Here is a 22,367-nt window from a genome sequence, read left to right as displayed (position 1 = left end):
TAAACTTATGACACACCCTCTTTACCTTTTGCTTTATCTGTATTGTGCTTTTTAAATTCAGCCTTGGTTACCTCTTTGCTTTTATGGTGCTCTGTTTTATTTATTACCTTTGAAGTAATTTTATTTGTTTCTTTTTTACTGCTGTGATGATTTTCCTTATTCCTGTCAGTGGTTCCCCACTTGTTTGGAAATTCATATACAGTTTCAGCCACTTCGAAATCAACCTTAGGCAATTTTGTGTCCTCTGGCTTGTAAGGAATCGGGTTTTCCACCATTTCAACTTTTACAGAAGCTACGCCTTGTGCAATCATACCAATTTCTTTTGCAGCCTTCCATGATAGGTCAATGATTCTACCTCTTCCAAACGGCCCTCTGTCGATGACTTTTACGATAGTACTCTTGCCATTGCTAAGGTTTGTAACCTTGAGGTGCGTTCCGAAGGGATAAAACCGATGTGCGCATGTTAAACTGTCATGATGTATTCTCTGGCCGCTTGCAGAACGGGCACCTGTTGCTCTTTTAGAGTAATATGATGCCTTGCCGTGCTGGTGCTTTTGTCCGTAGCATGGAACCAGGCTGAATATAGCCAAGATGGCTGTGATGAAAGATTTTGTAACCATATCTTCATATTTTATGGCACAAATATAAAAAAAAATGTTGAAAGATGCAAGTAAATCTCAGAAAATCAGTATCTTTGCACAAACTTTAACTTCATTTATGGAAAATAATATACCTCAGGAGTGGAATAAATTCTACTTGAAAGACGTATCGTTTGTGAATCTGATGATGCGCCGTATCTACAATGTACTGATTGTAGCCAATCCTTACGATGCGTTCATGCTTGAAGATGATGGACGTATCGAAGAGAAGATATATAATGAATATATGGAGCTGGGGCTCCGCTATCCGCCAACCTTTACTCAGGTTTCTACTACCGAAGAGGCTGCTGCTGTGCTGCGTTCTACCGTCATTGATCTGGTGATTTGCATGCCTGGCAATGCTGATAATGATGCCTTCGACGTAGCGCGCGACATCAAGGGTAAGTTTCCCAATATCCATTGTGTTGTTCTTACGCCTTTCTCTCATGGTATTACCAAGCGTATGCAGAATGAAGACTTGAGTATCTTCGATTATGTCTTCTGCTGGCTTGGCAACACCAATCTTATTCTTTCTATCATCAAGCTGATAGAGGATAAGATGAATCTTGAACATGACATACAGGAAGCAGGCGTGCAGATGATTCTGCTGGTAGAAGATTCTATCCGTTTCTATAGTTCTATATTGCCTAATCTTTATAATTATATATTGGAGCAGAGCAAGAATTTTTCTCAGGAGGCTCTGAACCGGCATGCGGCTACCATGCGTATGCGTGGCCGTCCTAAGGTGGTCTTGGCTCGTACTTACGAGGAAGCCCAGAAACTGTATGATAAGTATTCTGATAACACGTTGGGTGTAATCAGCGATGCACGTTTCCCGTTAAAGAGTGCTGCCAAAGCTTTTGGTAATGAAGTGCTGCCTGAAGAGAAGCCTAAGCATCGTACGGATACTTTCGGTCGCGAGAAGTACCCAGATGCAGGTTTGCAACTCTTCCGTTATATCAGGGAGAACGATCCTTTCGTTCCGCTTATCATAGAAAGTTCTGAAAGTGAGAACCGTGCGAAGGCAGAGGCAGAAGGTTTCCGCTTTGTTGACAAGAACTCGAAGAAGATGAGCGTAGATCTTCGCCGTCTGATGGAAGAGCACATGGGCTTTGGCGATTTCATATTCCGTGATCCTAAGACTCATGAGGAGATTATGCGCATTCATAGTTTGAAGGAATTGCAGGATAACATCTTCAATATTCCTAACGATTCCATGCTCTATCATATCAGCCGCAACCATATGAGCCGTTGGCTTTGTGCTCGTGCCATCTTCCCTGTATCAGCTTTCCTGAAGCATGTTACCTGGGAAAAATTACAGGATGTAGATGCTCACCGACAGATTATCTTCGATGCCATCGTGCAGTATCGTCACATGAAAAACATCGGTGTAGTGGCTGTTTTCGACCGCATGAAGTTTGACAAGTATGCCCACTTTGCCCGTATCGGAGAAGGCTCCCTGGGCGGAAAGGGTAGAGGTCTTGCATTCCTGGACAATGTCATCAAGCGTCACCCTGAGTTCAACCAGTATGAGAATGCCACCGTGCAGATTCCGAAGACCGTGGTGCTCTGTACCGATATCTTCGACGAGTTCATGATGAGCAACAATCTCTATCCGATAGCTTTGAGTGATGCTAGCGACGATGAGATTCTGAAGCACTTCCTGCATGCCCAGCTGCCCGATTCGCTGATAGCCGACTTCTTCACCTTCTTTGAGGCAACCAGGAGTCCTATCGCAATCCGTTCAAGTTCGCTGCTCGAAGATGCCCACTATCAGCCGTTTGCCGGTATCTATTCTACCTATATGATTCCGTATCTGGAAGATAAGTATCAGATGCTGCAGATGCTGGCCTGTGCCATCAAGGGTGTCTATGCTTCTGTGTTCTATCGCGACTCGAAGGCTTACATGACCGCAACGAGCAATGTCATCGATCAGGAAAAGATGGCTGTTATCTTGCAGCAGGTTGTGGGCAAAGACTATGGTACAAGGTTTTATCCTACCATGAGCGGTGTGCTCCGTTCGCTCAATTATTATCCGATAGGTGATGAAGAGGCTGAAGAGGGTATAGCCAGTCTAGCCTTGGGCTTGGGTAAATATATCGTAGATGGAGGTCAGACCCTTCGTGTTTGTCCTTACCATCCGAATCAGGTGCTCCAGACATCGGAAACCGAGCTGGCTCTGCGCGACACCCAGACCCAGTTCTATGCGCTGGATATGAAGCATGTGGGCAATGATTTCAAGGTGGATGATGGCTTTAATATTCTTAAACTCCGGGTGAAGGATGCCGTAGAAGACCAGAGCCTTACCTATATCGCATCTACTTTCGATCCGTACGATCAGGTCATCAATGATGGAGTCTATGAGAATGGCCGCAAACTGATAACTTTCTCAAGTGTGCTCCAGCATGGAGTAGTGCCTTTGCCAGAGATACTGCAGATGTCGATGAAGTATGGAGCAGGGGCTATGCGCAGACCTGTGGAGATAGAGTTTGCCTGCAATATCAATAATGACAGGAGCTGCGAATTCTATCTTCTTCAGATTCGTCCTATCGTCGATGCCAAGGAGATGCTTGATGAAGATGTGAAGGCTATCCCTGATTCCGACTGCCTGTTGCGTTCGCACAATTCGCTGGGTCATGGCATCAGCGAAGATGTGGTTGATGTAGTTTATGTGAAGTATGATGACCACTTCTCTGCGATGAATAATTTTTATGTAGCCGATGATATAGAACGAATCAACCGCAAGTTCCTTGCTGACGGCAAGAACTATGTGCTGATAGGTCCTGGCCGTTGGGGTTCCAGCGACCATTATCTGGGTGTACCTGTGAAGTGGCCGCATATCAGCGCAGCCCGGGTTATCGTAGAGGTGGCTCTGAAGAATTACAATATCGATCCTAGTCAGGGTACTCACTTCTTCCAGAACCTCACCTCTTTTGGCGTGGGATACTTTACGGTAGATACAAATACAGGTGAAGGCGGCTTTGTAAATAAGGAAATCCTGGATGCCATGCCGGCTGTAGAGGAGACGCAATATGTCCGCCATGTGCGCTTTGAGCACCCGATGAGAATTCTGATGGATGGTAAGAAGCAGGAAGGAGCCGTCTTGATTCCGAAGGAATGACGGGAAGAGTTGTTTCTGAATAGCCATCAGAAACGTTCTATTTCTAGTTAAAGATGTATTTACAGTAGAATAAAATCTTCGTTCATCGACGTTGAATGTCCGTTCAGCGACGTTGAACCGCCATTCATCGACGTTGAACCGCCGTTCAGCGTCTATGAACGGAGATTTCATCTGATAGTAAAGACAATTTTATTTGATATAAACAACAAATAATCCTGGGAAAGTTTGGAATTTCCATCGAAAAGCCTTACCTTTGTTCCCAGCTAAAATGAATGCCTTATGAATATGTTAACAGAACAACAGACAGATACAAATCAGACAACCGACAGGAGATATCTTGTCCCATTCATTCTCATTACGTCGCTCTTCTTTTTGTGGGGCTTCGCTCGTGCCATTCTGGATGTGCTCAACAAGCACTTCCAGAATGCTCTGCACATCAGTATTACTCATTCCGCCCTTATTCAGGTTACTACCTATCTGGGTTATTTCCTGATGGCAATACCTGCTGGCTTCTTTATCAACCGGTATGGTTATCGCCGTGGCGTAGTCTTCGGTCTGCTCCTTTTTGGTATTGGCGCTTTGCTCTTTATCCCGGGTGCTGCGGTGGGCAGTTTCTCTGCATTCCTGCTCTGCCTTTTCATTATCGGGTGCGGTTTGGTGTTTCTGGAAACAGCCGCCAATCCCTATGTTACCGAACTGGGTGCCAAGGAAACAGCTACCAGCCGACTGAACTTATCGCAGTCGTTTAATGGACTGGGTGGCATTTTCGCCACACTTTGCATCGGTCAGTTCCTTTTCAACCATACCGAAGAGGGCGGCAATGTGGTGGTGCCTTATACCATTTTGGGTATTCTGGTGCTAGTGATAGCTCTGGTCTTCTCACGTGTAGATTTACCGGAAATCAGTCATGTGGCAACAGCAGAAGATGAGGCAGCCGGTTCTAATATCAGCAAACTCTTTTCTCATCACAAGATGTTCGTGTTTGGACTTCTGGCTTTGCTGAGCTATGAAGTGGCAGAGATTTCAATCAATTCCTACTTCATCAATTTCGTTACGGGCATGAAATGGATGGACGACCGCACGGCTTCCGTAGCCCTGACTTGTGCGCTGGCATTCTTTATGGTAGGCAGATTCCTCGGTTCCTGGATTATGCGCCGAATCAAGGCAACAACGATGTTGCTGATCTGCGCTGTGGGGTGTGTTGTCTGTATACTTTTAGTCCTGTCAAATCTGGGTAAGCTATCGCTGGTAGCCCTGCTTTGCAACTATATGTTCGAGGCCATCATGTTCCCTACCATCTTCAGTATCGCCCTCACGGGTTTGGGCAACCTTACCAAGACTGCCTCTTCACTTCTGATGATGACGCCAATAGGAGGTTGCGGTTTTCTGTTGATGGGACTCATCGCCGACCGTACTCATTTCACACTTCCTTTCCTGGTACCGCTCATAGGATTTGTCATCGTTCTGGCTTATGCGGCTCGTGAATATAAACTTGCCAAGAAGTAACTGGCGGTTGGACAGAAAGATGTAAATATAAAGATGTTAAATTGCTAACTGCGTTTAGCAAAAGCTTTGTGTTTTGTAGGGTATTGGTGCGGAATTAACTTTTTTAACTCGATTGCAACACGAAAAATCGAATTATCATTTTGTTGTCTCAAAAGAAAAAGGTAAATTTGCACTCGGTAAGGAAAGAGCCTCATAAGTTCTACACCTTATTATATATAAGAAAAAAAAGAATGTTTCATTAAACAATAAATTAAGTAAAATTATGGCAGTAGATTACAAGAAAATCGGTCTTGTGAACACTAAGGACATGTTCGCAAGAGCTATCAAGGGCGGTTGGGCCGTTCCTGCTTTCAACTTCAATAACTTGGAGCAGCTCCAGGCTATCATCCAGGCTTCTTCAAACTTGAAGTCACCAGTTATCCTTCAGGTATCTAAGGGTGCTCGTAAGTATGCTAACCCTACATTGCTCCGCTACATGGCAGAGGGTGCTGTAGAGTATGCAAAGGAGTTGGGTTGCAACCATCCTGAGATCGTTCTTCACCTCGATCACGGTGATAGCTTCGAGACATGTAAAGACTGTGTAGATTTCGGTTTCTCTTCTGTAATGATCGATGGTTCTGCACTTCCATACGAGGAGAACATTGCATTGACAAAGAAGGTTGTTGATTACGCTCATCAGTTCGGTGTAACTGTAGAGGGTGAGCTCGGTGTCCTCGCTGGTGTTGAGGATGACGTAGTAGCTGAGGAGTCTCACTATACAAAGCCTGAGGAGGTTGTTGATTTCGCTACACGTACAGGTGTTGATTCATTGGCTATCTCTATCGGTACTTCTCACGGTGCTTACAAGTTCAAGCCAGAGCAGTGCACACGTGACCCTAAGACTGGTCACCTCGTTCCTCCTCCATTGGCATTCGACGTATTGGCAGCAGTTGAGGAGCAGCTTCCTGGTTTCCCTATCGTTCTCCACGGTTCTTCTTCAGTTCCTCAGGAGTATGTTGATATCATCAACAAGTTCGGTGGTAAGTTGCCAGATGCAGTTGGTATCCCAGAGGAGCAGTTGACTAAGGCTTCTGAGAGCGCTGTTTGCAAGATCAACATCGACTCTGACTCTCGTCTTGCTTTCACAGCAGGTGTTCGTGAGACATTGGCTCTTCACCCAGAGTACTTCGACCCACGTCAGTACTGCGGTAAGGCTCGTGAGTACATGGTTGACCTCTATAGCCACAAGATCAAGGATGTTCTTCATTCTGACAACAAGTTGGCTAACCTCGACTAATCTTCGAGATTTTACAACACAAGATATGAGCGGGAATCCGAAAGGGTTCCCGCTTTTGTTTTATCTTTTTTTCGCGATTATACTATCTGTTGTTTTCATTTCCCCTTAGCGTTTCCATGAGCTGTTCAGGTGTACAGTCTTTTAATATCACCTTATTCTCTTTATCCAACAGGTAAATGGTTGGCATGGCTTTGAACCCGTAAATCGTGCTCAATCGGTTATCTGCAACGATGCGGAGCAGACTGATGCCGGCTGGTATTGTCTGTTTGTCGAGCCATGCTGATATCTTGTGGCAGTTCTCGCAGTCAGGATCGTAGAAATATAAGATAACCTTCTTTTCCCGGTAATCGCTCAACTGATGAGGCTTGCTGTCTTCCAGCATAAAACTGATATTGATAGCCTGTGTGCCAGGCAAGTTTTTTCTTGCCTGTTTCAGATTAAATTCTATTCTTTCTTTCTCGGTTTCATCGAAGTATGGCGATTTAGCCATGTCTTCCAGAAATAGGGCATATACCCTGTCGTTGCGCATGGGCGACTCAGGGTTCTCATAATAATGCTCGATGAGGCTTTCAAACTTCTCTTTGGATGTTTTCTGCTGGTAAGCTTTGGCTGTAAAGGCTGTAATCCCCTTCTGGGCTATTTCCTGGTCGAAACGTGCCAGAATATCGATGAAGTTGACAAAGCCCTGTTCTGCCATCTCCTTGTTTGCCAGTTCCAGGGTGTCGGAAAAGTTGAAGTTGTCCCAATAGTGCTCGCTCAGGTATGCAGCACGTTGCTCTACGCTTCGCAGGCTGTCTGGCAGAGCAGGGTATGGGAAACTGTTCTGAGCCTTGGTTGGGACTAAGGCTCCAACCAGCATGAAGAAACTGAGGAATATGAATCTTGCCATCATCTTTATATTGGAATTAATGATATTACTAACAGGTGCAAAATTACAAAATTAAATTGAAAGTGGCAAGGTTTTTAATATAAAAATAGTACGCTGATTTATGCTTAAAATCGTTAAAGTTGTACGATTTTCTGATATTTGAACAAGTTTTTCTGATATAATTTGTAATTTTGCAGCCGAAATCAATAAGTCCCTAAAAAATGGCAATTTCCTAGAAAAAGAGCCGTTTGACTTACGAAAGTATAAGTAAGATTTAAGAAAATTACCAAAACGAAATGAAACTGAAGAATGACATGGTAAACCTGATTGTGAGGGTAGAGCATCATTTATGCCCTCTATATTGTGGTGTGGTAGACCGCCGACGCATTATCGCCTTTCTACTTCTGACGATAAGCGAGCTGATCATCATACCTTATCATATTATGCTCTTTCTGGTGATGAAAGAATCTTATGGCTTAAGCCTTTGCTGTTTGCATACATTCGTGTTCTGCATCCTGCAGTTCCTGATTTGGAAACGGAAGATAGCTTTCGTGAAGGGTATCTCTTCTCTTTACTTTCTGATGTTCGCCAAACTGGCTCTTGATAGCGTATTTTGCATCAATTTCGGTTTGGCTGATGATAATTTGAGCGTTGTCTGCAACCTGTTTGTCGTCTTTATCCTGGCTATTACAGCGTTAAGCCAAGCTTTGTATAAGACTTGTACCATCATTACGGTGGGTATGATACCGATATTGCTGATATACCTGTTCAGCATTCCGCTTATGCCAGCTCTGTTCAGTCTGAAGACTGTTTTCCTGGGTTTCATGATGCTGGTTTATGTGGCAGTATATAATATGAGTATTGTAACCAAGGGATTGCGCCAGCCGAAACGGATGGCTCGGGTTGAAAACAAGGCGTTGAATATGCTTGCCGATTTGAAGGATAATGAACCGGAAGCAGCAGAAAGCCTGATGAAGCGTCTGACTCCTGATGTCCGGCAGAAGATTATTACCCATGCTTCTAAACATCTGTTTAATGAAGAATTGAATAGAATGGCATGGGATCAGGTTTGTGATGGGCTTACATTCAGCGAAAAGGAAATATGCAAGCTGATTCTTCAGGGGCGTACTTTAAAGGAAATTTGTGCAAAACTCAATAAGAGTGAATCAAATATCACCAGCCAGCGTTGCCATATTCGCAAAAAGTTGAATATGGACCGTCGCGATGATTTGAGGAGAACCTTGGAAGTAAGGTTCTATGATGCGCAGAAACAAGTAAAAAAGTCAGAAGCCGAGAACTCCTGACTTTTATGGATATTCTTATTTCTTGATAATTATTCTTCCAATCTGAGAAATGCTTTCGGAAGATACTGGATAATGTCGCTGGCGATGAGGCTCTCTTTGCCCAGATCTTTGGCAGCAAGATCGCCAGCCAGACCATGAAGATGCATACCCAGGCGACAGGCATCTTCCTGTTTGTATCCTCTTGCCAGAAGACCGGTGATGATACCTGTCAGCACATCACCGCTGCCTGCTGTAGCCATACCGCTGTTGCCCGTACTGCAGAAGTCAATCTTTCCGTCGGGGTGGCAGAGTGCAGAATAATGTCCCTTTAATATAATGTATGCCTGGAGGCGTTCAGCCAGTTCGCTTGCCTTCATCAGTCTTTCGGTACAGCTGCTGCTCGCATTGCCGGCAAGCCGGTCGAACTCCTTCGGATGAGGTGTCATGATGATATTCTTTGGCAACTGCTGCATCCACGCCCTGTGGCTGGAAAGAATATTGAGCGCATCGGCATCAATGACGAGCGGACAGGTAGCACGGCGCAGTTGGGCGATGAGGGCGATGGCTGTTGTCTCGTTCTGTCCCAATCCTGGACCTACGCCTAGCGCATCGAACATCTCTGTATCTACCGGTTCGCTGAATATGGTTTCTTCTGCATCCATCTGCACTACCGCTTCAGGTACCGAAATCTGCATGATTTCATAATTCCGCTTTGGGGTATGGGCTGTTACCTTGCCCGCACCGGTTCTCAGACAAGCCTTGGTGGCTAATACCGAAGCGCCGCTCATGCCGTAACTTCCCGCTATGAGCAGCGCATTACCCATGCTGCCTTTATGGGCAAAGTCGCTGCGCGATTTCAGGAGCGGACGGATGTCGTTCTCTTCGAGTATGCGGCACCGGCACTCCGTGTTCTGGATGAATTCCTGGGAAAGTCGGATGTCGAGCACGCGCAGTCTGCCCAGGTACTGCTGGTTATCCGCCATCAGCATCGACAGTTTCTTCTGCTGCAGGGTAAGGGTCAGACTGGCACGGATGATGTTGGCATGGATATTATAGGAATTGTCCTCGGTCATCAGTCCCGAAGGGATATCGATGCTTACTACCTTGGCAGGACTCTGGTTGATATATTTCACCATCGCGGCGAATCCGCCAGCCAATGGTTTGTTGAGTCCGCTACCAAAGAGTCCGTCTACCACCAGCGTTTCTGCATTGAGCTTAGGAGGGTCCAGGTTAGTGATAATCTCAGTAAATTTCACTCTCTTTGCATCCAGCAGACGCTTCTTGTTGGCAAGACAGTCTGCCGACAGTTTGTTCTGTACATTAAAGAGGTATACACTTACATCATATCCATCCTCGCTGAGCATTCTCGCCACAGCAAGCGCATCGCCGCCGTTATTTCCCGGACCGGCGAAAACAACCACTGGAGTGCGGTTAGACCATTCCTCTTCTATGGCGCGTGTCAGCGCTTTGGCTGCACGTTCCATCAGGTTGAGCGAACTGATAGGTTCGTGCTCAATGGTGTATTTATCCAACTCATGAATCTGAGCGCTTGTGAAAATCTTCATATTATCTGATAATCTTAGTATTATCTGCGCGAACTGTCGTGATAATTTGTCAACTCATGCAGATAAACGGTTATTTTCATGCAAAAGTACAAAAAATAGTTGATGAAAGCACGAAGTTTCATGTTTTTTTCGTAATTTTGCAGAAAATATTATTATAGAACAGACTATGAGCATAGTAAAGATCAAGGATAAGAGCTTCAAGACATCGATTCCTGAGGCTGAGATTCTGAAGAAAGTACAGGTCGTGGCCGATCGTATCAACCAGGATTATGCAGGCAAGAAACCTGTCTTTCTGGCAGTGTTGAATGGTGCGTTTATCTTCGCCGCCGATTTGATGCGAATGATTACGATACCTAGCGAAATATCTTTTGTGAAGTATGCTTCTTACGAAGGTACAAGCTCTACAGGCAGTATGAAGACTCTTATGGGTATCAACCAGGATTTGGAAGGCCGCGATGTGATTATCATAGAAGACATCGTAGACTCAGGCTTCACCATGGTTCACATGATAGATGAACTGAAGAATAAAAATCCTGCCAGCATCGAAATTTGTTCGCTCCTCGTAAAACCGGGCAATCTGAAGGTTGACCTGGATATCAACTATACCGTCATGGAAATCCCTAACGATTTCATCGTGGGATATGGATTGGATTATGACCAAGAAGGCAGAAACCTCCGCGACATCTACACCATTGTAGAAGAATAGGGGGTGAAGCATGTGGGAGAAAATTAGTGATTATTGCTTGGATGTCTCCAAGTACTTCTTGACTGCTGTATTTGTTACTTCGATGATGCAGGATCTCAATGATGTTCGTTGGATGTTGTATGTTATCAGCGGATTAATAGCAATTATATTGTTTATAGCAGGTATTTATATTAGGAAGAATAAAAAAGATAACGATAAAAAGAAAAAATAATGGAAAATTTAAGTTTGATGGCATTTAATTGCCTTTTAGATATTCCTTTTTTGGGTACATACATTATTTTGGCTATGGTAGGAATCCCTGCTATAGTATTCTTGTTATTTGTTATGACTCCCAAAGGAAAGCAATGGTTTAACAGTATAAACTAGGTTTCTGACACAACATAAATATTTTATATATATATTAAGGTAAAAATGAAAAATATCGTAATTTTCGGCGCTCCAGGTGCAGGTAAAGGCACACAGAGCGACAAGATGATCGAGAAGTATGGTCTCGGTCACATTTCTACAGGTGATGTACTTCGTAACGAAATCAAGAACGGTACAGAACTTGGTAAGACAGCTAAGGGTTATATCGACAATGGTCAGTTGATTCCAGACGAGTTGATGATTGACATCCTCGCAAGTGTATACGATAGCTTCGGTAAGGATCACGCTGGTGTAATCTTCGACGGTTTCCCACGTACCACTCCACAGGCTGAGGCTCTGAAGAAGATGCTTTCTGAGCGTGGTCATAAGATTGCTGCGATGATTGAGTTGGCTGTTCCTGAGGATGAGCTGATGGCTCGCCTGATTAACCGCGGTAAGGAAAGCGGCCGTTCTGATGATAACGAGGAGACTATCAAGAAGCGTCTTAATGTTTATCATACACAGACTGCTCCGCTCATCGACTGGTATGAGAAGGAAGGCATTCATCACCACATTGAGGGTCTCGGTACTGTAGATGAGATCTTCGCACGTGTTTGCAATGTAATCGACAATCTCTAATTGATATAATGTTAAGTGTTAAATGTTAAGTTGGGCGTACGCCTTTCGGGGAAAACCTAGCCTGATGTTGACACGGAATATTCCTTTCGGGATAATTTAACACTTAACATTTAACATTTAACATTACAATATAAAAATGGCTGAATCCAATTTCGTAGACTACGTAAAGATACAATGCCGCTCTGGTAAGGGTGGCAAGGGCTCCATGCACCTGCGCCACGTAAAGTACCAGCCTAACGGCGGTCCTGACGGTGGCGACGGCGGACGTGGAGGAAGCATCTATCTCCGCGGCAACCATAACTACTGGACGTTGCTGCACCTCAAGTATCAGCGCCACTTCTTTGCCGAGCATGGTGGAAATGGTGGCCGTGATAAGTGTCATGGAACCGATGGCAAGGATATTTATATCGATGTGCCTTGTGGTACCGTGGTATATAATGCCGAAACAGGCAAGTTTGTATGCGATGTGGCTTATGACGGGCAGGAAGTTCTGCTCCTCAAGGGCGGTCGTGGCGGATTGGGCAACTTCCAGTTCCGCACTTCTACCAACCAGGCTCCTCGCTATGCACAGCCGGGCGAACCTATGCAGGAGATGACCATCATCATGGAGCTCAAGCTCCTTGCCGATGTAGGTCTGGTAGGTTTCCCTAATGCCGGTAAGTCAACTTTGCTGAGTGCCGTATCAAGTGCCCGTCCTAAGATTGCAAACTATCCGTTTACTACGCTCGAACCATCGCTGGGTATCGTAGATTATCGCGATCACCAGAGTTTTGTCATGGCTGATATTCCTGGCATCATCGAGGGCGCGAGCGAAGGAAAAGGTTTGGGCTTGCGATTCCTCCGCCATATTGAGCGCAACTCTCTGCTGCTCTTCATGGTTCCTGGCGATACTGACGACATCAAGAAAGAATATGAAGTATTGCTGGGTGAACTGAAGAACTTTAATCCTGAGATGCTCGACAAGCATCGCGTGCTGGCTATCACCAAGTGTGATCTGCTCGACGAAGAACTGATTGAAATGCTCAAGGAAACTTTGCCTACCGATCTTCCGGTGGTCTTCATCTCCTCTGTTACCGGACAGGGGATTCAGGAACTGAAGGACGTGCTCTGGAAGGAACTCAATTCTGAGAGCAACAAGCTTCAGGAGATTACTGCCGAAGATACGCTTGTTCACCGTGACAAGGATATGTCTCGCTTCCAGCAGGAACTGGCTGCAGAGGGCGAGGATGTAGTAGAATATATTGATGAGGATGAAATCGAGGATGTTGACGACCTCGATGATTTCGAATATGAGTAGATTTAAGTGAAGAGTGAAGAACGAAGAGTGAAAAATTCATTTGTTTCGTGAGCGTAAGCTTAATTTAACACTTAACATTAAATGATAAAGGAATATAATATAGCCGCTGGTGTCATGGCTTTCTCTACTACCCGCAAGGGAGGAGTAAGCCAGGGCAACTATGGTGAATTTAATATCAACGAATATTGCGGCGATTTTGCCGAGCATGTTGCAGAGAACCGCAAGCGTCTGGCTGCTGAGCTCGGTGTCACTACCGACCATATCATCATGCCCCATCAGGTGCATGGAGTAGAGGTGCGCAATATTGCCGGCGAGTTTCTCACCATGCCTGAGAATATCCGCAAGATGGTGCTCGAAGGTGTAGATGCCGTGATGACTGACCAGAAAGGTGTATGTATCGGTGTTTCTACTGCCGATTGTATCCCTGTGCTTCTTTATGATGAGGAGCATCATGCTGTGGCTGCCATCCATGCCGGCTGGCGTGGTACGCTGGCTCGCATCGTGCATAAAACCATTCAGGAGATGGCGTTTACCTATCTTACCGACCCGAAGAAGTTGAAGGCGGTGATAGGTCCGGGCATTTCGCTCGACCATTTCGAGGTGGGCGATGAAGTTTACGAGGCATTCGAGCAGGCAGCTTTCCCTATGGAAGAGATTGCCGAGCAGCGTCCTAATGCCGCCTTCTCGGTTGATCCTGTTGAGCGTGAGCGCCTGGCTGCTGAGGGTAATATCGTGCAGCCGCTGAAATGGCATCTCAATCTTCCGCTCTGCAACAAACAGATTCTTCTGCATTGTGGAGTGGCCGAAGAGAATATCCAGGATTGTGGCATCTGTACCTTTGCCCACAGCGATGAGTACTTCTCTGCCAGAAAGCTGGGTATCGAGAGTGGCAGAATCTATACAGGCATCTTGTTGAAGTAAAAGCCTGGTAGCAGGTAAGTATCAGATAGTTTTCAAGATAACATCCATTTTTCCTTTTCTGTAAGAACGGAGAGGGAGAAATGGATGTTTTTCAGTTAATAGTTTATAGTTTATAGAATATTTTGAAAATCAGAAAGAAAAAGTAAATAATGAAAAGAATGAAAAAAGGATTGCGGCTATTGGCTGTGGCAGGACTCATGGTGTTCTCGCTGAGCAGCTTTATGCCCGCTAAAAATGTATTCACGGCAGCCGAACAGCAGCAGGTGAGTATTGCAACACCCGGTCTCTTTGCCCAGAGTCAGGCATTTAATGTAGACTTTGAGATATTCCGTGCTAAGGAATATTCCTTCCCGCTTCCTGTGGGCAAAGCAACCCTTCTGAACAATAATGTGTTGCGTATCTCTACCTCTAAAGGCGATGCTGTCAAGGCGATGCTCGAAGGTTATGTGCGACTTTCCAGAAAGTCGGAATCGTTGGGTAATGTCATCGTGGTGCGCCACGATTGCGGTCTGGAAACCGTTTATGCCAACAATGCTGAGAACCTGGTTAAGGTGGGACAGCATGTGGATGCCGGACAGACGATTGCCATTGTAGGCTCTAAGGAGGGTGAAACTTATTGTGACTTCTCTATTATGGTGAATGGCGGTAGGTTGAATCCGGAAACTTTCGTAGAACTGAAATCGCATAAGTTGCGCCGCCAGACGGTGCAGTTCCGCAAGCAGGGTGCCCGTGTCATCGTTTCGGTTATCGGCGGCAAGGATTCTTCTGTAGGAAGAAATGCTGAGGCTGGCAAGGAGGCATCTGGCAAGAAAAAGGGTGGAATAGGAGATGGAATGACGCTCGACCCTGATGAGGTTCATGATCCGTTTACCATTACCAATACTTTCGAACTTGATTTGGAAAAGATAGAAAAGACAGCCTGGGCTTATCCTTTGCCGGGTGCCAAGGTAATCAGTCCTTATGGTGGCAAGCGCCGCCATTCGGGTGTGGATCTCAAGACGCGCCCGAATGATGAGATTGTGGCAGCATTTGACGGTACGGTCGTTGCATCAGGACCCTTCTATGGTTACGGCAACTGCATCCGTATCAGGCATGCTTATGGTTTCGAGACGCTCTACAGTCATCAGAGCAAAAACAAGGTGAAGAAGGGGGATAAGGTAAAGGCTGGTCAGGTAATCGGTTTGACGGGTCGCACCGGTAGGGCTACCACAGAGCACCTCCATTTCGAGGTTAGCTTTGGCGGTAGACGACTGGACCCAGCCATCATTTATGACCACGGCAAGCATCAATTGAAGCCTGTAACCCTTCATCTAACGAAGGGCAGGGGCGTTAAGAGTGTAAAGAACCGATAGCCGTTTTACTCTTCACTCTTCACCTTTCGGCCGGAAACCCTAGTGTTTATCGGCATTTCGAGGGGTGAAGAGTGTTTGAACACTCTTCACCCACTCTTCACCACTCTTCACCCTAGCCGTTTCGGCTCCAATCTGTTTCTGTTTCGGCGGATTTGTAATCCGCTAAAAGGACCAGTGCAAGAAACGCAAACTCTCTTGAGGCTGTCCGGGTGAAGAGTGGTGAAGAGTGGGTGAAGAGTAAGAAGTAACTCTTCACCCCTCGAAACCCCGATAAACACAGGGGTTCCCGAAGAAAAGGTGAAGAGTGAAGAGTTTTTCGATGTCCGTTACTTCTACCGCTTTTCCTTTGGAATTTGATGACTGTTTAAGAAGAACAGCCCACTGGCAATACGCTTGCTAGTGGGCTGTCTTACTTATACCAGTATGCTGTCTTTCGCTTGCCAGTACTCTATTCATGGCTCCCGCTATCAGAAAACAGTTCGCCCGTGCGCTGTTATCATACAGCACACGGGCGAAACATGTATTTATGATAGAGAAGTATTATTTCTTCTTCTGGGATTTACGATTGGCTCTCTGCTGGCGATACTTTGCCTTCTGACGGGCAGAGCCACTACCGTGAGCACCCGTTATGTACTTTTTCTTCTTGGCTTTGGTCTTCACCTTGTCGTCGTCATCCTTCTTAGGACCACCACCGCCTTTGAAGACCATACCGCCCATGATAATATCGTCAATGTCACTCATATACTTTGAACTTTGAATTTTGAACTTTGAACTTTATGATAAGTAAAGCCGTTGAATTCTTCACTCTTCGTTCTTCACTCTTCACTTAAATTAGTGATGGAAGAGGCGAACGTGAGTAAACGCCATAGCGATGCCGTACTTGTCGCAGGTATCAATAACATGATCGTCACGGATACTACCGCCTGCTTCTGCTATGTATTCAACACCACTCTTATGAGCACGCTCAATATTGTCGCCGAATGGGAAGAAAGCATCACTACCTACAGATACACCCTTGTTCTGTGCAATCCAAGCCTTCTTCTCCTCGCGGGTCAATGGCTCAGGCTTCTCTGTAAAGAACTGCTCCCAAACGCCGTCCTGCAATACATCTTCCCACTCATCAGAGATATAGACATTGATGGTATTGTCGCGGTCGGCACGACGGATCTTCTCCTTGAAAGGCAGGTTCATCACCTTAGGACACTGGCGCAACCACCACTCGTCAGCCTTAGAACCAGCCAGACGGGTACAGTGGATACGGCTTTGCTGACCGGCACCGATACCGATAGCCTGACCATCCTTTACGTAGCATACAGAGTTACTCTGAGTATACTTCAAAGTGATGAGCGAGATAATCAGATCGCGCTTAGCCTCAGGAGTGAAAGTCTTGTTCTTGGTAGGAACATCCTCGAAGAGAGCAGGATCATCAAGCTTCACCTCGTTGCGTCCCTGTTCGAAGGTAACACCGAACACCTGCTTGCGCTCGATAGGAGCTGGCACATAGTCAGGATCAATCTTGATAACGCAGTAGGTACCCTTGCGCTTCTCCTTCAGAACCTCGATAGCTTCAGGGGTATAGCCTGGAGCAATGACACCATCGCTTACCTCACGTTTGATGAGGAGGGCTGTAGCCTCGTCGCATACATCGCTCAGCGCAACAAAGTCGCCATAAGAGCACATGCGGTCAGCACCACGGGCACGAGCATAGGCACAAGCCAATGGAGAAAGCTCAAAGTTGACATCATCAACGAAGTAAATCTTCTTCAATGTGTCGCTCAGAGGCAAGCCGATAGCTGCACCGGCAGGAGAAACGTGTTTGAAACTAGCGGCAGCAGGCATTCCTGTAGCAGCCTTGAGTTCCTTGACCAATTGCCAGGAATTGAAGGCATCCAGGAAGTTGATGTAGCCAGGACGGCCGTTGATCACTTCGATAGGAAGTTCCCTTCCGTCATCCATATAGATGCGAGAAGGTTTCTGATTTGGATTACATCCGTACTTAAGTGCTAATTCTTTCATCTTCTAAGAAATGTATTTTGGAATTTGGCGCAAAGTTACAAAAAATGATTGAGATATTGGACTTCTGTTTCGTAAAAAGCCCTAAAAAACAGCATTTTTATGATATAAAGCATTTTTTTTATCCCAAAACATAAAAAAGTCGGGAAAAATGAACTCTGTTTCATTCTTTTTCTGTACTTTTGCTCCCAGTTAGTAAATATGAGAGGATTGTTATGAAACAGGATTTGAAAGTCCTTGCTGAACACATAGAAAAGAAGGTTGGCAAGGCACATGTTTTCCACAAAATGTGGGATGTATTGAAAGGGAAGGAGAAGCCTTCCCGCCAGACTTTGGACAAGTTGGCGCTGCTCGCCGGATTCCAGAGTTGGGATGATTTCCAAGGTGCTTTGCACGGCACGGAGGATGGGCTCGTGAATTATGATGCGGGCGAAAAATAAAAGAATAGAACATGGTTGGTTTAGCTGTCAACCATGATTGGTTTGACGTTTTTTGTTAAAATTGTAGATATAAAAAGGGAACCCTGTCGTGAGACAAGATTCCCTTTATTTTTTTCTGATTAGGTCTCCTAAGAAAAATTATTCTGCACCCTTAGTTACAGTCTTCTTCTCAGCGATACGAGCCTTCTTACCAGTAAGCTTACGCAAGTAATACAACTTAGCGCGACGAACCTTACCATGCTTGTTCACCTCGATAGAATCGATAGCTGGTGACTCGATAGGGAAGATACGCTCAACACCTACAGTACCAGACATCTTGCGAACTGTAAAACGCTTCTTGTCACCATGACCAGAGATCTTGATAACAACACCACGATAGAGCTGGATACGCTCCTTAGTACCCTCGACGATTTTGTAAGCGACTGTGATAGTATCACCTGCCTTAAACTCAGGGAACTTCTTGCCGGTTGCAAATGCTTCTTCAGCAACTTTAATCAAATCCATTTTTTGTATAAAATTAAAAATTGTTTGTCGTTCCAACGCAACATGGACTTGGACAACACTTCTGCCCAGACAACAGCGGTTACGCCGAAAAGCGGGTGCAAAGTTACTACTTTTTCTTGTATCTCGCAAATTTTCAGTCACTTTCTTCACTTTTTCCCTTTGTTTTTTTGATTTCTTTACTTCTGCAATGGAATTTTCTTGCCGATTTTGCCGAATTCGCCGATTTATTTTGTATCTTTGCGGTCTACAAGTATTTACTGTATTAAGTATGAAGAAAAAAAATAGTATCAAGATTTACCTTGCTTCGGCAGTCATGCTGCTGATGGCAAGTCCGGCTTTCGCCCAGAAATACAAGGTGGCGAAGGTGGAGAGAACCCGAATATTGGTTGATCAGAAATGGGATGCACAGCCTGATGCTGAGGCTGCCAGGTTTATCGCTCCTTATAAGAGTAAGGTAGACAGTATCATGGGGCCTGTTGTAGGTCATATTGCTCATGATATGCCCCGCCACCGTCCGGAGAGCGAACTCAGTAACTTGCTCTGTGACATCCTGGTATGGGGTGGCAAGCAGTTTGAAGAACAGCCTGTTTTCGCTGTTTACAATATGGGTGGCATCCGTTCCAATCTTGCCAAGGGCAAGGTTACTGTAGGCGATGTGAACGATATGGCTCCTTTCGAGAACAAGATCTGTTTCCTGACCCTGAAGGGCGATAAGGTTCTGGAGCTTTTCCAGCAGATAGCTCATCGTGGCGGCGAAGGCTTGAGCCATGCCGTAAGAATGGTTATCACCAAGGAGGGCAAGCTGAAGAGCGTTACGCTGAACGGTGAACCTGTTGATCCGGAAAAGAGTTACCGCGTTGCAACCCTCGATTATCTTGCCGAAGGTAATGACCAGCTCGTAGCCTTCAAGAGCGGAACCGATGTCTTTGCTCCTAAGCAGAAAGAGAACAATGTGCGCTACATCATCATGAATTATTTCCGTGAGATGCAGGCACAGGGCAAGGTGGTGGAATCTAAGATTGAAGGCCGCTGCGTGGTAGAATAGTTAATAGTTTATAGTTGATAATTCTGATGAAACATACATTATTATATATAGGTCTGGCTCTGGCAGCCTTCATGATGCAGCCGGCAGCCGTTCAGGCTAAAGCTAAGAAAGAGGCAAAGGTGGTAAAGCAGCTCGTAGTGCTCCATACCAACGATACGCATTCATGCGTAATGCCCATCAATCCGAATCTCGCAGATACGGCAACAGCCAATCGTGGCGGTTTCCTGCGTAGGGTGGCGATGATCAGTCAGGAGCGTAAGGCGAATCCCGACTTGCTGCTCTTTGACAGTGGCGATTTCTCACAGGGTTCACCTTATTACTCTCTCTTCAAGGGAGATGTGGAAGTAGGACTGATGAACGAGATGAAATATGATGCTGCTACTATCGGCAACCATGAGTTCGATTTCGGAATAGACAACATGGTGCGCATCTTCAAGATGGCGAAGTTTCCTATCGTCTGCTCCAACTATGATTTCACCGGTACCGAACTGGCAAATGTCGTAAAGCCTTATACCATTATCAAGCGCAAGGGACTGAAGATTGGCGTTTTCGGCTTGTGTCCGGAACTTGCCGGCTTGGTAATCGAAGCCAACTATGGCTGCATCAAGTATCTCGATCCTATCGCCAAGGCAAAGGAAATGACAGAGATATTGAAGAAGAAAGAGAAGTGTGATGTCATCATCTGTATCTCCCACCTGGGCTGGAAGATTGATGGCATCGACGATTCCGAGGTAGCCCCAGCCACCCGTGACATCGACCTGATACTGGGCGGTCATAGCCATACCTACTTCAAGCAGTTGGAGTATCTGAATAATCTCGATGGCAAACCGGTGCCAGTCGACCAGAACGGCAAGAGCGCCATCTGGGTAGGAAAAATGACATTGGATATTGTGAAGAATAAATAAAAGAAGAAGGTTGATACCAGGCAAAACGCGAGGTATCAACCTTTTCTTTAATTATCTATTCCTAAAACGTTAATCTTTTCTCAAATCCTTATTCCTTGTTGGAAGAAGCATAGAGACCGATGCAGGCACCGAGGAAGCCGCCGCTCTTCTGGGTGCTCAGGTTAGATGCATCTACACCCTTGGCAAGAAGCTGCCAGTTGCCGCCTTCTTCGGCATAATAGAAATCATAATATCTGTCATGACCTTCTACCTTCAGCTTCAGCTTACCTCCCTTGATAGGAGCAGAGGCGATAGTAACGTTGTTCTTCTCGGCACGGGTCAGGGTAATCATCAGCTTGCCATTCTTCATGGTCTTACCCAATACGAAGTTGTGGTCTTCCTTCTGGAGAAGTGCCAAGCCTGCGATATCCTTGTCGTTGCGAGGAGTAAAGTTGATTTCAGTCTCTGCTGTGAATGTTCCGTGCTGCTGATGTGCCCAGATGGCAGACATCGGCTCACGCTTGTAGATATTGCCTGGCAGGAGATTGAACTTCAGTTTGCCGTTTTCTACCTTGTAACAGTCAACGAAGTCACGGAGGAACATCCAGCGTGGATTCAACTCTTTCAGACCTACCTTATTGTTATCTGCATCGAAGTTATCCACATAAGAGAAGTTGCCTGAGAACTCATTCTTTTCTGCAGGTTTCAAGCCAGCCTTCTCTCCAACGCTAGAGATAGGTGTATTCTTGGCAAGAATCTCTGGCCATCCATTCTTCCAGGTTACCGGCAGGAGATAAGTATCGCGACCTGTGTTGTACATATCCTCTTCATAAGGACGGCAAGCCAGGAATACAGCCCACCAGTTACCCTTGCCATCTTCTACGATGTCGGCATGACCAGCACTTGATACTGGGTCCTTGCGGTTAGGGTCGAGACCGGTACGCTGGGTAAGAATAGGGTTGTTAGGGCATTCCTCCCATGGTCCCATCGGATTCTTGGCACGCAGGATAACCTCGCTGTGCCATCCGCCTGTACCACCTTCGGCGCACATCAGATAATAGAACTTGCCCTTCTTGAAGAGGTGAGGACCCTCAATCCAGATAGGACGCGCCTCTACATGGGTTCCGCCACGCAGAATCTCCTTGAAGTCACCCTTGATACTGTCGCCCTTCACATCGAATTCGAAACAGCGGATAGAGCGCTGACCCTCGTAATCGGCACCGCCAACTACCGGACCGTTGTGCACGATATATCCCTTGCCGTTGTCATCGAAGAAGAAGCTAGGGTCGATGCCGTCAATCTTCTTCAGATAGATAGGCTCGCTCCAGCCTTTGGAAGGATCTTTTGATTTTACAAAGAAGTTGCCGGCTCCCACATTGGTGGTAATCATATAAAAAGTCTTGTTCTTCTTGTTATAGCTGATAGCTGGTGCGAAGATACCGCCTGATACGTGCTGGCCCTTCAATGGAACCTGTGATTGGCGGGTGAGCACATGACCGGCAGGCTGCCAGTTGACCAGGTCTTTACTGGTTGAGAGAGGTACACCTGGGAAGAAGGTAAACGAAGAGTTTACCAGATAGTAGGTGTCGCCTACGCGACAGAGTGATGGGTCTGGATAGAAACCAGCCAGTACTGGGTTGTAATACTGGTGAGTCTTGTCGATTTCAACATTGAAGCGAGCGTCATTGCCCGCATACTTGAAATAGTCAAACTCAGCTGTCTGCGCCTGTGCAGCGGCTGCAAGCGTCAGGGAAAGCGATAAGATTGCAATTTTCTTCATTTTATTATTGGGTTTAAAATTACAGAATGAGTATCTGAACTCATGGCTGAAACATGTATTCAGAATTCTGCTGCAAAGTTACCGCTTTCCTTTTAAATATACCCCCACAGAATGTTACCAACACTTTGCGAGGCGTATCATAAACATCTCTATTTGTAACAAATACTTTATTTTGGGAAACATC

20 protein-coding genes are annotated in these 22,367 nt (G+C 45.8%); 13 read left to right on the top strand and 7 right to left on the bottom strand.

The features are described 5' to 3' along the window. Positions 1 to 5: 5 nt before the first annotated feature. Positions 6 to 620: a septal ring lytic transglycosylase RlpA family protein gene (locus ONT08_RS03850; RefSeq protein WP_264959294.1), complete on the bottom strand. Its 615-nt coding sequence runs from the start codon at positions 618 to 620 to the stop codon at positions 6 to 8. A gap of 97 nt (positions 621 to 717) precedes the next feature. On the opposite strand from ONT08_RS03850, the gene ONT08_RS03845 reads away from it, so the two are divergent. From ONT08_RS03845 to ONT08_RS03835, 3 genes are all read left to right on the top strand, one after another. Continuing rightward, the gene (locus tag ONT08_RS03845; protein WP_264959293.1) at positions 718 to 3,759 is read left to right on the top strand and encodes a PEP/pyruvate-binding domain-containing protein; all 3,042 of its coding nucleotides are present in this window, start codon (positions 718 to 720) and stop codon (positions 3,757 to 3,759) included. A gap of 279 nt (positions 3,760 to 4,038) precedes the next feature. Beyond that, positions 4,039 to 5,265 carry a sugar MFS transporter gene (locus ONT08_RS03840; RefSeq protein ID WP_254973719.1) on the top strand — a complete coding sequence of 409 codons (1,227 nt, stop codon included), beginning with the start codon at positions 4,039 to 4,041 and terminating at the stop codon, positions 5,263 to 5,265. Positions 5,266 to 5,527: 262 nt separating this feature from the next. Continuing rightward, on the top strand, positions 5,528 to 6,541 hold the full coding sequence (locus ONT08_RS03835) for a class II fructose-bisphosphate aldolase (protein ID WP_117586715.1): 1,014 nt from the start codon (positions 5,528 to 5,530) through the stop codon (positions 6,539 to 6,541). 82 nt (positions 6,542 to 6,623) lie between these two features. On the opposite strand, the gene ONT08_RS03830 is transcribed toward ONT08_RS03835, so the two are convergent. After that, positions 6,624 to 7,430 carry a DUF5106 domain-containing protein gene (locus ONT08_RS03830; RefSeq protein WP_264959292.1) on the bottom strand — a complete coding sequence of 269 codons (807 nt, stop codon included), beginning with the start codon at positions 7,428 to 7,430 and terminating at the stop codon, positions 6,624 to 6,626. 275 nt (positions 7,431 to 7,705) lie between these two features. Between ONT08_RS03830 and ONT08_RS03825 the strand changes: the two genes are divergently transcribed. Further along, complete coding sequence (locus ONT08_RS03825; protein WP_264959291.1) at positions 7,706 to 8,713, top strand: transcriptional regulator; 1,008 nt, start codon at positions 7,706 to 7,708, stop codon at positions 8,711 to 8,713. A 29-nt stretch (positions 8,714 to 8,742) separates the two neighbouring features. Here the strand turns inward: ONT08_RS03825 and ONT08_RS03820 are convergent, their stop codons facing one another. Further along, the gene (locus tag ONT08_RS03820) at positions 8,743 to 10,257 is read right to left on the bottom strand and encodes an NAD(P)H-hydrate dehydratase (protein WP_254973715.1); all 1,515 of its coding nucleotides are present in this window, start codon (positions 10,255 to 10,257) and stop codon (positions 8,743 to 8,745) included. Between the two features lie 166 nt (positions 10,258 to 10,423). On the opposite strand from ONT08_RS03820, the gene hpt reads away from it, so the two are divergent. The 6 genes from hpt (at position 10,424) to ONT08_RS03795 (ending at position 15,517) form a co-directional block, all read left to right on the top strand. Continuing rightward, the gene (gene hpt / locus ONT08_RS03815) at positions 10,424 to 10,963 is read left to right on the top strand and encodes a hypoxanthine phosphoribosyltransferase (RefSeq protein ID WP_117586720.1); all 540 of its coding nucleotides are present in this window, start codon (positions 10,424 to 10,426) and stop codon (positions 10,961 to 10,963) included. A 10-nt stretch (positions 10,964 to 10,973) separates the two neighbouring features. After that, positions 10,974 to 11,174 carry a DUF6722 family protein gene (locus ONT08_RS16475; protein ID WP_089543892.1) on the top strand — a complete coding sequence of 67 codons (201 nt, stop codon included), beginning with the start codon at positions 10,974 to 10,976 and terminating at the stop codon, positions 11,172 to 11,174. A 200-nt stretch (positions 11,175 to 11,374) separates the two neighbouring features. After that, entirely contained in the window at positions 11,375 to 11,947 is a 573-nt protein-coding gene (locus tag ONT08_RS03810; protein WP_022122168.1) for an adenylate kinase, read from the top strand. A 136-nt stretch (positions 11,948 to 12,083) separates the two neighbouring features. Continuing rightward, positions 12,084 to 13,244, top strand: a complete 1,161-nt coding sequence (obgE, locus tag ONT08_RS03805) for a GTPase ObgE (RefSeq protein ID WP_006848787.1) — start codon at positions 12,084 to 12,086, stop codon at positions 13,242 to 13,244. 81 nt (positions 13,245 to 13,325) lie between these two features. Beyond that, complete coding sequence (gene pgeF, locus ONT08_RS03800; protein ID WP_118201462.1) at positions 13,326 to 14,165, top strand: peptidoglycan editing factor PgeF; 840 nt, start codon at positions 13,326 to 13,328, stop codon at positions 14,163 to 14,165. A gap of 158 nt (positions 14,166 to 14,323) precedes the next feature. Further along, positions 14,324 to 15,517: a peptidoglycan DD-metalloendopeptidase family protein gene (locus tag ONT08_RS03795; RefSeq protein WP_264959290.1), complete on the top strand. Its 1,194-nt coding sequence runs from the start codon at positions 14,324 to 14,326 to the stop codon at positions 15,515 to 15,517. Positions 15,518 to 16,057: 540 nt separating this feature from the next. On the opposite strand, the gene ONT08_RS03790 is transcribed toward ONT08_RS03795, so the two are convergent. Both ONT08_RS03790 and ONT08_RS03785 read right to left on the bottom strand, forming a co-directional pair. After that, positions 16,058 to 16,258: a hypothetical protein gene (locus ONT08_RS03790; protein ID WP_006848784.1), complete on the bottom strand. Its 201-nt coding sequence runs from the start codon at positions 16,256 to 16,258 to the stop codon at positions 16,058 to 16,060. A 90-nt stretch (positions 16,259 to 16,348) separates the two neighbouring features. Beyond that, positions 16,349 to 17,533, bottom strand: coding sequence for a phosphoribosylaminoimidazolecarboxamide formyltransferase (locus tag ONT08_RS03785; protein WP_118086222.1), 1,185 nt, complete (start codon positions 17,531 to 17,533; stop codon positions 16,349 to 16,351). Between the two features lie 212 nt (positions 17,534 to 17,745). Here ONT08_RS03785 and ONT08_RS03780 point away from each other — a divergent pair, with 212 nt between their 5' ends. After that, positions 17,746 to 17,970: a hypothetical protein gene (locus tag ONT08_RS03780; RefSeq protein ID WP_022122172.1), complete on the top strand. Its 225-nt coding sequence runs from the start codon at positions 17,746 to 17,748 to the stop codon at positions 17,968 to 17,970. Between the two features lie 138 nt (positions 17,971 to 18,108). Here the strand turns inward: ONT08_RS03780 and rplS are convergent, their stop codons facing one another. Next, positions 18,109 to 18,474, bottom strand: a complete 366-nt coding sequence (rplS, locus tag ONT08_RS03775; protein ID WP_118086221.1) for a 50S ribosomal protein L19 — start codon at positions 18,472 to 18,474, stop codon at positions 18,109 to 18,111. Positions 18,475 to 18,742: 268 nt separating this feature from the next. Here rplS and ONT08_RS03770 point away from each other — a divergent pair, with 268 nt between their 5' ends. Both ONT08_RS03770 and ONT08_RS03765 read left to right on the top strand, forming a co-directional pair. Further along, positions 18,743 to 19,519: a 5'-nucleotidase C-terminal domain-containing protein gene (locus tag ONT08_RS03770; RefSeq protein WP_264959289.1), complete on the top strand. Its 777-nt coding sequence runs from the start codon at positions 18,743 to 18,745 to the stop codon at positions 19,517 to 19,519. A gap of 71 nt (positions 19,520 to 19,590) precedes the next feature. Then, a complete protein-coding gene (locus ONT08_RS03765; RefSeq protein ID WP_287579183.1) occupies positions 19,591 to 20,424 on the top strand; it encodes a bifunctional metallophosphatase/5'-nucleotidase in 834 nt (277 codons plus the stop codon). Between the two features lie 88 nt (positions 20,425 to 20,512). On the opposite strand, the gene ONT08_RS03760 is transcribed toward ONT08_RS03765, so the two are convergent. Further along, entirely contained in the window at positions 20,513 to 22,183 is a 1,671-nt protein-coding gene (locus tag ONT08_RS03760) for a glycoside hydrolase family 43 protein (protein WP_264959287.1), read from the bottom strand. Positions 22,184 to 22,367 lie beyond the last annotated feature (184 nt).

The organism is Segatella copri, from assembly GCF_026015465.1.
Classification (GTDB): domain Bacteria; phylum Bacteroidota; class Bacteroidia; order Bacteroidales; family Bacteroidaceae; genus Prevotella; species Prevotella copri_E.
Note: the sequence above shows the minus strand (reverse complement) of the source record. Positions and strands in the feature narration are given on the sequence as shown.